Here is a 10,127-nt window from a genome sequence, read left to right on the forward strand (position 1 = left end):
CCGGGTGGCGTGAACGGAAGGGGGAGGCGGGCAATGGCGGACGCGCTTCAGCAGTTCCTGCGGGCCAAGGTCCAGAGCATCACGTTCCGGGCGGGGCGGCTGTCGCGCCTCACGCCGCAGGACGTGGGCATCCGGCCGCGGGACGTCCCCTATGCCCCCTCCACCGCGCACTTCGCGGCGGCCAACGCCCGGCTGGGCGAAATCGACCGCGACGTGCGCCGCGCCCTGGACCGGCTGAACGGTCGGCTGCGCGACGCCCCGCCCCGTCCCCACGAGGTGCTGGAGCGCAACGCGCTGCTGGAGCGCGAGATCGACCGCGCCCGCCGCGCCTACGGCCTCTTCTTCGACGTCTTCAGCCAGCGCGGCACGCGGTTCGCGCCGGCCCTGGCGGCCTGCGACGCCATCGCGGTGGACTGCTTCCAGGCCGTGCGGCAGGCCGCGCCGGGGCTCCTGCACGGGCCCATGCTCAAGCCGCTCACCTACCTGGAGCACGGCTTCTCCCCGGCCACCTTCCGGCGCGGCGTGCTGCTCCGCCGGCTGCTCGGGGAGCGCAACCCCTTCCCGCTCATCCGCGTGCCCTATGAGCGCGTGGAGGCGCCGTGGGGCATGGGGGTCATCCTCCATGAAATCGGCCACAACCTGCAGGCGGACCTGGGCATCTGGCAGGAGACGGAGGCCGCGCTCCAGCGGCGGGTGCTGCACGTCACCGGCAACCCGTGGCTCACGCGCCTGTGGGGCCGCTGGCACAAGGAGATCTTCGCGGACCTCATGGCGTGCCTGCTCGGGGGCCCCGCGTCGGTGCACTCGATGAAGGACTTCCTCGCGTACCCGCCGTCGCGGGTGCTGACGTTCCATCCGCTCAGCGCCCACCCCACGCCGTTCCTGCGGGTGTTCATCCAGGCGGAGATGCTCCGGCGCATGGGCTTCCCGCGCCAGGCCCGGGACGCCTACGACAACTGGAACCGGCTGTACCGCGCGCAGCTGCCCTTCGCCCGCATCCCGAGGCTGCTGCTGTGCACGGCGCGGAGGCTCATCCCCCACGTGGTGGATGAGATTGCCTTCCAGCCCCGCCGGGGCCTGGCGCAGCGCGCGCTGGTGGACGTGGTGCCCTTCTGGCCGTCGGATCAGGAGCGCATCGAGCAGGCCGCGGAGTCCCTGGCGCGGGGGCACATCCCGCCGGGACTGCCCCCGCGCTACGTGGTGAGCGCCAGCCGCGAGGCGCTCGAACGGAGGCTGGCCCCGCCCGAGCGCATCTCTCGGACGGTGCTCAATCATCTGGTGAGGCTTGGCTCGCGGAACGCGCGGATGCCGGGCGTGGGCGTCACCCTGGCCGCATGACAGGACCTCAAGGGAGGGACGATGTACGAGAACATGAAGGGCAAGAGCCCCGCGACATCCATGGAGCTGGCCTCGAGCGCGAAGACGAAGTTCGACGAGTTCCTGCGCCGTCAACTGGGGGTGTCCGACGCGCGTGACCCCAAGGCGGTGGTGTACGCGCTGCGCAAGCTCTACCCGACCGCGGCCGCGCGCCTGGACGACGAGAGCCGGGGCCAGCCCATCCGCGTCCAGGTCACGCCCGAGCCGGCCCTGGGCCTGATGACCGGCACGATGGACTCGCCGGGCCAGCGCAGGTTCCGCCAGGAGCGCAAGGCGCTGGTGGACGACCTGGACATCGCGGCGAACCTGGCCGCCAACCGCGACTTCAAGGCGCCGGTGTGCGGCTGGCGCGACTCCATCGTCGCGGAGCTGGACGAGGGCGAGGCCGCGGCGAACCTGGCGGTGGACCCCGTGTCGCGCGACCGCGCCTTCTATTCCGTGCGCAAGCTGGGGGACAACGCGCGCGTGGCGCGCCTGGTGGCCATGCTCAACCCCACGGTGAGCCCGGAGTTCGGCCGGCTGGCGGCGACCATCGACGAGACGGCCATGCTCCTGCGCATCCTCGCGGGCGAGTCCCTCTTCCGCGCGGGCTTCGACAAGGGCGGCACGGTGTTCCAGGTCGCGCTCCAGGACCTGCGCCAGCGCCGCGAGGCGCTCATCAACTCCCTGGAGCAGCTCACCTCCACCTCCATCCAGGAAGGCTATGACGACTGGGGCGACGGCCAGGCGTCCTACGGCAAGCTGCTGGAGCAGCTGCGCGCCCGGGGGCAGTCGGACCTGCGCTCCATCGTCCGGCCGGATGCCATGTCCCGGCTCCTGGACGTGCTGCTGAACCACGCGCCCCGGCAGCAGTCGGAGGACATGCGGGGCATCGCGTCCGCGGTGCCCGTGGAGCTCATCCAGCTGCGGCGCCTGCGGGACGTGGCCGGCACCCTGCTGGACACCTCCACCACCGGCTTCTCCGGCTCCGGCAGCCGGGGCGTCGCGCTGAACGCGAAGGTCCAGGGAGCCTCCGCGCCCCTGGCCGCCTTCGTGGAGGCGCTCACGCTCTTCATCGACGCGTTCGACCGGCCCAACGCCGGGGCGAGGCTGCTCAACCTGGTGCTCCCCGCCCCGCTGACCTTCCGGGACCAGACGGGCAAGGAGCAGGAGCTGAACGACAAGTTCCGGGAGCGCAATGACGTCCAGGAGCTCATCGAGGACCTGCTGATGGACCCGTCCACGTCGGTCGAGTTCTGGAAGGAGCTGGCCCGGCTGGACCGCAAGCTCTACCACATCGACCGGATCATCGACCTGTTCCTCCTGGACTACGACGAGGCCCCGGTGCCGGGCGGCAACCGCGTGGACTTCCACGCGGAGATGCTGGAGCAGCTGGACCAGAACGTGGACGTCTTCAACGTGAACCCCGCGTTCCTGCGCGAGCAGTGCGGCCTGGAGGAGGACTCGCTGGAGCTGGCGAAGACCCTCACCCAGGACGCGCCGGGCCAGGCGGAGGAGATTGAAGACGACCGCAACCACAAGTACGGCTTCCCGGAGGGCGGGCACTGCAACACCGGCGAGCCCTTCACGGTGCCCCCGCCGATCCGCGTCTCGCTGGACCGCATCGAGAAGAACCTGGAGCCGGGCTTCAACCCCGGGACCCGGGCGAAGCCTCCGCGCGGCCCCGGACCCGAGGCCCCGCCGCCTCCGCCGCCCTCTTCGCCCTCGGGCGTGTCGGACTCCGCCATGCAGGCCACCGCCCCCAGCATGGACGACGTGGCCTCGCGCATCGAGGAGAGCCGCGCGCGCATCATGACGGACGTGAAGCAGCAGCTGGACGACCAGGCGCAGGAGCTGGGCCGGCAGCTGAAGCAGGCGTTCTCGGAGCAGCTCAAGGCCGTGGAGCACATCATCGCCGGCAAGGAGCGCCACGGCTCGGATGGCCCGCCCACGCCGGTGAACGGCTATCCCAAGGCGGGAGGCCACACGCGCCGCCACGTCCGCCACCCGCGCAAGTCCTGAGTGTGCGCGCGAAGGCCTGAAACCCTTTCCCTCAACGTCATTGACCCAGGTGGCATGCCATGAGCATCGGTACGGCAGAAGCCCTTCAGCGTCTCTTCTCGCAGTGGAAGCGGGAAGTCCTCGCCAACGTCACGTCGGATGAGCAGCGCACGGAGCTGCAGAAGCAGCTGGCGCTCCGGGAGGAGGAGCTGCTCGCCAGCGCCTCCAACGGCGCGACGGCGTCGCTCTTCTCGGACCTGATGGGGTTGGGCAAGGACGGAGCGCCCTCCTTCGACTCCATCAGCCGGCCGTTGCTCGTCCAGGACTTCGACGAGTCCGTCATCGAGACGCAGCTCCACGCGACCGCGGAGCTCTATTACATCTACCAGCATGAACGCATGAAGGTGTTCCAGGTGGCGGGCGCGCTCTTGCGCCTCTTCCACGACGGGCGCATGCGCATCCAGCGGGGTCCCGGCGCGCGGGCGCTGTACCTCATGGAGAAGCACCAGCCCCTGCGCTACAAGCCGCGCGACCGGCAGCTCGCGTACCGGCGCGCGTTCAACTACGGGAGCCTGGCGACGCCGCCGGGCGCGGTGATGTTCCGCAACTTCCACCGCGAGTTCGTCGCCTTCGTGTCCGCCATCGCGCAGTACTTCCGCGACCTGCTCATCGGTGAGGTCATCCGCGGCTCGCAGCACCTGAACGAGCGGCCCTTCGCGAGCCAGGCCACCATCCAGCGCTTGGGCACGGACATCCGCTGGCAGATCGACCGCGCCACCTACGGCAACATCCTGGCGCTCACGGTGGAGGTGGGCGAGTACCTCAAGACCATCCTCGACGCGCTGGAGACGCCGGACATCAAGAAGGCCTTCGACGCGAACACCAAGTGGGACGTCATCGAGGTGGTGTCGCAGCGCTACCTGGGCGGCACGGGGGATATCTCCCAGCGCTCGAAGATGGCGGACGCGGGGCGCCTGCTGCTCAACTTCATCGCGGACAACCCGTTCAAGACGCGCGACTTCAAGGACTTCCAGACGGAGGTCATGCCGCTGGGCCCGGTGGCCGAGGAGTGGATCGCCGCGTACCGGATGACGCCGGACGGCCGCGCGTTCCGGGGCGTGGCGCCCACCCTGCGCTCGACGCTGGGTGTCACCAGTCCCGCGCCCGCGCTGCGCTGAGGAAAGGAGGCACGGCATGGACCTCCCGCTGCATCCCCTGATGGAGGCGGGCATGGGGGCCGCCTCGGCGCCGCGCACCAATGAGTCGCGGCTGGTGGCCGCGGCGGTGGCGGGCCAGGTGTCCCATCCCGTCGTGCGCGTGTCGCCCTACCGCATTGGCCGGGACGGGGTGCTGCGGCTGCTGCCGGGCAGTGGCGGCATCGTGCTCAACCGGCGCGTGGGCGACCGCGCGGTGGGGCTGGCGGCGGACCACATGGAGGCGGGGGTGTCCATCCACAACCCCGGGCGCGACGACATCGGCGCGCGCGGGGGCTCCAACCGGGCGCTGATGTTCCAGGCGTGCGTGGGCAACCGCGCGCGCGTGACGAGCGGCCCTGTCACGGGCGCCGTGGGCACGGTGGTGGGCAAGCACGGCGGCATCAACCACGTCATCGTGGACTTCCCGCCCGCCGTGAAGCGCCGCATGCGCATCGGGGACCGCATCCAACTGGATGCGTACGGCCAGGGGCTGGAGCTGCCGGACTTCCCCCAGGTGCGCGCGCTGAACCTGTCGCCCCGGCTGCTGCGGCGCTGGGGCGTGCGGACGGAAGCGGGGCGGCTCATCATCCCCGTGACGCACACGGTGCCGGCGGAGCTGATGGGTTCGGGGTTCGGGCGCTCGGAGGGCGTGCTGGGGGACCTGGACATCCAGCTGTCGGATGCGCGGCTGGTGCGCAGGCACCGGCTGAACGCGCTGCGGCTGGGGGACCTGGTGGCGGTGTGTCCGCTGGACTATCGCTTCGGGCCCTCGCGGCGGCCGGGGGTCATCACGGTGGGGGTGGTGGTGCACTCGGACAGCAAGGTGGCGGGGCATGGGCCCGGGATGACGCCGCTGCTCATCGCGCCGGGGGAGTGCGTCCGGCTGGTGCGGCGGCCCCAGGCCAACGTGGCGCTCGTGCTGGGCCTGCGCCAGAGCGTGGCGCCGCCGGCGCGCGGGCCCTCAGGGGGGCGGTGGTAGGGCCACGGCCTCCAGGCAGCGCGACACCATGGCCGCGCGGGTGTCCACGCCCAGCTTGACGAAGATGCGCCGCAGGTGGGCCGCCACGGTCCACGTGCTGATGTGGAGCTTCGTGGCGATCTGCTTGTTGCTCCAGCCCGCGCGGACGCAGGAGACGACCTGCAGCTCGCGTGACGTGAGCAGCCGCACGTCGGACGCGGGCTCCGCCATGGCGTTCGCGGAGGGCTCCGCGGGCACCAGGTGGTAGCGCTGCCCGTTGATGATGAGCTCTCCGGCCAGGACGTGGTTCCGCGCGCCGGGGTCGGGAACCACGAGCAGGACATGGCTCCCGGGTGGAAGAGGCGTCCGCATGGCGTGCGCTAGGCGGGGTCCGCGAGCTCGGGAGAGGTGAGGACGCGCCAGAGCTCGGAGGCCTCGCGCGAGCGTCCGGTGGAGCGCAGGTCCTCCGCGAGGCGTTCGCCCGCGTGCTCCCCTGCGACGGCTGACTCCGGCCGGTCGCGCGCGAGCGTCACGAGCCGCGTGACGCCCCGATGGCCGAGGCGCAGCTCCGCGAGGAAGAGCAGCGCCAGCGCGCGAGCCGAGGAGAAGGCGCTGTCCGCGGGCGCGTCCTGGACGCAGGAGGCCAGCACGGGGCGGAGCACGTGCGTGACGAGGGTCTCCAGCTGCGCCAGCTGAGCGCCGCGCTCCCGCCCGGCCTGGGCGAGCGCCGCGAGCAGCCGGGGGTCCTCCGTGAACAGGGACAGGGCGTCCCGTCCTTCGCCGCGGGCCGCGTTCCTGGAGCCCAGGAAGCGCAGCGACGCGGGTTCGGGCGGCTGCGCCGGGGTGGCCTCCAGGCCCAGCCGTCCCAGCCGCGCTTCGAACGCTTCGGGCTCCTGCTGCTTCCAGTGCGCGAGCGCGGTGATGAGCGTGGGCCCCGACAGGGGCCAGGCGCCCCAGTGGGGTTCGCCGCCGGACTGGGGCTCGGTGGTGACGGAGTCGAACGGGCTTCCGAACCAGGTGAGGACGAACTCCAACGCGCGGGCCTGGGCCTCCGTCAGGCCGAGCTTCACGAGGTCCTCACGCGAAGGCGAGCACGGGCCGCGCACCGCGACGGTGCCGCGATGGATGGGCCTGCCGCCCTCGTTGCCGAGGACGATCCTCGCGCCATCCGGGAAGATGACCACGGGCCCCTGGAGGAGGATTTCCTCCCGGGCCGCGCGGAACGGTGAGGCCTGGGCTTCCGTGTCGCGAGGCTGTGGTTCGGTGAAGAAGTCGGCTCCGGCGCGGAGGTCGAAGCCCTCCTCACGGGACGGGTGAGCGGATGCAAGCCCTGGCTCGCGGAACGGATCCGCGCCGGAGCGTGAATGGTTCGGCCCACGGGCCGACTGCTCTGGCTCCTTGAATGGGTCCACGCCAGAGCGCGAGGGGCGGCCTTCTTCACGGGACGCACGAACGGATGCAGCTTCGGGCTTCCTGAACGGGCCCGCGCCCGAGCGCGAGGGGCGACCTTCTCTACGGGACGCGCGAACGGATGCGGCCTCGGGCTCCATGAACGGATCCAAGCCGGAGCGCGAGGGGCGGCCTTCTCTACTGGACGCGCGATCGGATGCAGCCTCGGACTCCCTGAACGGATCCGTGCCCGAGCGCGAGGGGCGACCTTCTCTACGGGACGCGCGAACGGATGCGGCCTCGGGCTCCATGAATGGGTCCGCGCCAGAGCGCGAGGGACGGCCTTCTCGGCGGGACGCGCCAACCGATGCAGCCTCGGGCTCCATGAATGGGTCCGCGCCAGAGCGCGAGGGGCGGCCTTCTCTACGGGATGCACGAACAGACCCCGCCCTGGGCTCCCGGAACGGATCCGCTCCGGAGCGCGAGGGGCGGCCTTCTCGGCGGGACATGCGAACAGACGCCGCCCTGGGTTCCCGGAACGGATCCGCACCGGTACGGGAAGGACGGTTCGTCTCATGGGTTGCGCGTTCGGCTGCGCCGGGGAGGTGGAGCGCTTCTTCGCCGAATGGATCCGCCCCGAGGTCGTGCGCCGCGCGCGGCTTCGGCTCAGCATCGGGCCTCACGCCTGGACGCGGAGGTCGCCCCTCCTCCCTGGCCGCGCGCGCAGGGATGGAACGGTCGTGTCGCGGCGTCCGTTCACGGGAGTCCGGTCCGGCGAAAGGGTCGGAGCCCGGACGACGCAGACGCATCTGCTCCCGAACCGGGCGAGCGTCAGGCCCAGCCTCCATGAGCGGCGCCTCTCCGTCGCGCGGAGCGGCACCCGGCTTGCGCGGACGTGACTCTGGCGCATCCGCCCTCGAGAAGGGCGCATCCCGTTCGAGGTCGGAAACCCAGCGGTCCAGGAGCGACATCACCCCCTGCGAGGGAATGGGCGCACGGTTCCGCTTCCGCCCCGATTCATCACCAGCCACGGCAACCTCCCCTGCGATCCATCCTGCCCAGGCACAGTAGGAATCGCCCTTGCACAGGGAAGTTCGACCCGGAGCCGGGCTCCACGGTTGAGTTCAGGATGGAGGGGCCACGGCGGACCTCCAGGACGACAGTGCGGTCATCCCGGAAGGAGGGCCCCACGCTGGCTCGCCTGCTCCCGGCGTGTGCTCAGAACAGGCGCGAGTACGTGGCCGGCGCCCCCGGACGCGGCGTCCATCGCTTCGCGTCGCGGGGCAGCCACAGGAGCTGGAAGGACTCCGCGCGCCCTTCGTAGCGGACGCGGTGCTCGCCCCGGGACAGGGCGAACTCGGGCGTCGTGATGCGCTGGCCATCGATGAACAGCGCGCCGGCCTCAAGCGTGCTCGCGGGCTGGACGAAGTACCGGTCGGCGCGCACCGCGAGGAAGCGATCCTCCAGGACACCGGAGTCCATGGGCACGCGGTAGCGCTGGCCCCACAGGTACAGGTCGCCGTCATGCGGCTGGTAGTGCGCGTCGAGGAAGCGGCGCAGCGCGAGCGGCAGGCCGGAGGTGCGCAGGTCGTCCACGCGCAGCACGCAGCCCTGCTCCACGAGCGCGCGGGGCATCTCCGTGGACAGCAGGCCCGCGAGCGAGCCGCGCAGATACGCGTCCGTGTAGAAGTAGAAGTGGGCATGCGGCCGGCTCACGTAGCCCCCCGAGTTGTCGTAGACGACATCCTCCGGTCCCGTGAGCGTCGCGATGCGCGCAAGCACCTCGAGCTGCCGCGCATTGCCGCCATCGTCCAGCGAGGCCTCCACCCGCGCGGCCTGAACGGCGAACAGCCCGCCAAGCCCGGCAAGCCCCACGGTGCGCCAGACCGGAGTGCGCAGCACGGAGAGCACGGCCAGGACGCCGCGCGCGGCGAAGGGCGCGAGCACGCCCAGGAAGGGCAGCAGGCTGTACGGGAACGGAGCGCGCTGGAGCGCGAACGCGCCGAACGTCGCGGGCACGGCCACGAACAGGAGCAGGTCGGGGGTGCGCGGGTGCTTCAGCAAGCGCGCGAACGTGGAGACGAACCCGACGGAGGCGAGGACGAAGAACGCGGGTTGTTCGCCCAGGGCTGGCACTCCGTACTCGCGCCACGAGAAGCCCGGGTAGTGGCGCTGATGCTCGGAAGCCCAGACGAAGCACCACTGCCACCATGCGCCCCAGGAACCCGTCACCGTGAGGTACGCGGCCACCGCTGCCGTCGCGGTCGCGATGCCCCCGAAGAAGGCGCGAGGCGCGGCGAGGAGCGTGGGAGGAGTGCCCCTGCGCATCAGGAGGTCCGCCAGGAGCACCGCGATGACGAGCCCGCCGAAGAAGAGCGCTTTCTGGGAACCCCATGCGGAGGCGACGAGCAGCGCGCCCGCCAGGAACGACGAACGGACGGAGCCGGGTTGCACGGCCAACGCCGCGAGGGCACCCAGGAAGAGCGCGGCGGTGAGCGCATCCGGGCGCACCTCGGTGGCGAAGTGCAGGAAGCCGGGCGTGCAGAGCAGCAGCACCGGGGCCAGCAGCGCGGCGATGCGCCCTTCCCTCCGGTTGAGGAGGAACACGGAGACACACGCCCCCGCGAGCGGCACGAGCATCGCCGCGCGAAGGGCGAGCACGTTGCGCGGATCATCCCCGAACAGCCGGAACAGCGGCGCCAGCACCTGGTACACGAGCGGGAAGTGCACCTCGAAGAAGTCGCGATACGGCACCTGTCCGTGGGCCATGAGCCACGCGGCGTGGGCGTACTGGAACTCGTCGATGCTGAATGCCTTGTGCAGTGCGAGGCGTGAGGCCTGGAGCGCGAGCACGCCCAGGACGACACCCAGCCCCCACCGCAAGGCCCGGGGCTCCGTCATCGGCGCCGTCATACCGCGAAAGCCCGGGTGGCTTCAGGGCGCACCGGGAACAGCGACCGATGGCAGCAGCAAGTACCATGCCTCCGTTCAAGACGCCTCGTCTGGCCACGACTCGCAAGAGGATGAGCATCAACTGATACCTCCTCGGAGCGGCCCAGGCCCGTCCTCGGCGCACCGCAAGAACCTGTCCGACTGTCCGACAGGTTCAAAGACCGCAGCGGGGCGGGCACATGCGCTAGCCGGTTCTTGGAAACCTGTCCGACTGTCGGACAGGTTTGGACGACCCAGCTCAAGGGAGCGTCCGCTGCAGCCGAACCGTGGAAACC

7 protein-coding genes are annotated in these 10,127 nt (G+C 71.3%); 4 read left to right on the plus strand and 3 right to left on the minus strand.

Going from position 1 to position 10,127, the window contains the following annotated elements; translation table 11 throughout:
- Positions 1-33 precede the first annotated feature (33 nt).
- From NR792_RS22160 to NR792_RS22175, 4 genes are read left to right on the plus strand one after another with little or no spacing between them, the layout of a single operon-like run.
- The gene (locus NR792_RS22160; protein ID WP_375754670.1) at positions 34-1,338 is read left to right on the plus strand and encodes a hypothetical protein; all 1,305 of its coding nucleotides are present in this window, start codon (positions 34-36) and stop codon (positions 1,336-1,338) included.
- A gap of 21 nt (positions 1,339-1,359) precedes the next feature.
- Entirely contained in the window at positions 1,360-3,378 is a 2,019-nt protein-coding gene (locus NR792_RS22165; RefSeq protein ID WP_375754671.1) for a hypothetical protein, read from the plus strand.
- Positions 3,379-3,437: 59 nt separating this feature from the next.
- A complete protein-coding gene (locus NR792_RS22170; RefSeq protein ID WP_375754672.1) occupies positions 3,438-4,535 on the plus strand; it encodes a hypothetical protein in 1,098 nt (365 codons plus the stop codon).
- Positions 4,536-4,551: 16 nt separating this feature from the next.
- Positions 4,552-5,532, plus strand: a complete 981-nt coding sequence (locus NR792_RS22175; protein ID WP_375754673.1) for a DUF4438 domain-containing protein — start codon at positions 4,552-4,554, stop codon at positions 5,530-5,532.
- Here NR792_RS22175 and NR792_RS22180 read toward each other — a convergent pair.
- The 3 genes from NR792_RS22180 to NR792_RS22190 all read right to left on the minus strand — a co-directional run bounded on the left by NR792_RS22180 (position 5,515) and on the right by NR792_RS22190 (position 9,801).
- Entirely contained in the window at positions 5,515-5,844 is a 330-nt protein-coding gene (locus NR792_RS22180; RefSeq protein ID WP_375754674.1) for a response regulator transcription factor, read from the minus strand. The genes NR792_RS22175 and NR792_RS22180 overlap by 18 nt on opposite strands.
- A gap of 47 nt (positions 5,845-5,891) precedes the next feature.
- Entirely contained in the window at positions 5,892-6,923 is a 1,032-nt protein-coding gene (locus NR792_RS22185; protein WP_375754675.1) for a hypothetical protein, read from the minus strand.
- A 1,195-nt stretch (positions 6,924-8,118) separates the two neighbouring features.
- Positions 8,119-9,801 carry a hypothetical protein gene (locus NR792_RS22190; protein WP_375754676.1) on the minus strand — a complete coding sequence of 561 codons (1,683 nt, stop codon included), beginning with the start codon at positions 9,799-9,801 and terminating at the stop codon, positions 8,119-8,121.
- Positions 9,802-10,127: the final 326 nt, after the last annotated feature.

Source organism: Corallococcus exercitus (assembly GCF_042231735.1).
GTDB classification, from domain to species: domain Bacteria; phylum Myxococcota; class Myxococcia; order Myxococcales; family Myxococcaceae; genus Corallococcus; species Corallococcus exercitus_B.